The following is a 260-nucleotide window of genomic DNA, read 5'->3' as shown; positions in this document are numbered from 1 at the left end:
CTCCTGGAAGCCAAAAAAAAGAATACGCCGTTGGACGGCGCTTGTCGTTTTGGCAATGTTCGCCGGGAGACCGACAAACGAGAAGTGCAATTTTCGGAAGGATTGATGTGCTTTGGTTATCAATCCCATCTGCGCGCAACGTCCTGTGGGTGGACGCGAAACGGCAGGTTCAAGCAATGCATTGCGTCGGAATTGCCCACCCCAAAAAAAACGCCAACCCGCAATGGGTTGGCGTTCTGCTTCGGGCGAGACCCGTATCC

At 53.8% G+C, this 260-nt stretch carries 1 protein-coding gene; it reads left to right on the top strand.

Annotated elements, in window-relative coordinates:
- On the top strand, positions 1 to 260 hold a 260-nt coding region (locus N8H74_RS29275), incomplete at both ends, for a hypothetical protein (protein ID WP_262152188.1).

It is taken from the genome of Pseudomonas sp. B2M1-30 (assembly GCF_025447575.1).
Taxonomy (GTDB): Bacteria; Pseudomonadota; Gammaproteobacteria; order Pseudomonadales; family Pseudomonadaceae; genus Aquipseudomonas; species Aquipseudomonas botevensis.
Note: the sequence above shows the minus strand (reverse complement) of the source record. Positions and strands in the feature narration are given on the sequence as shown.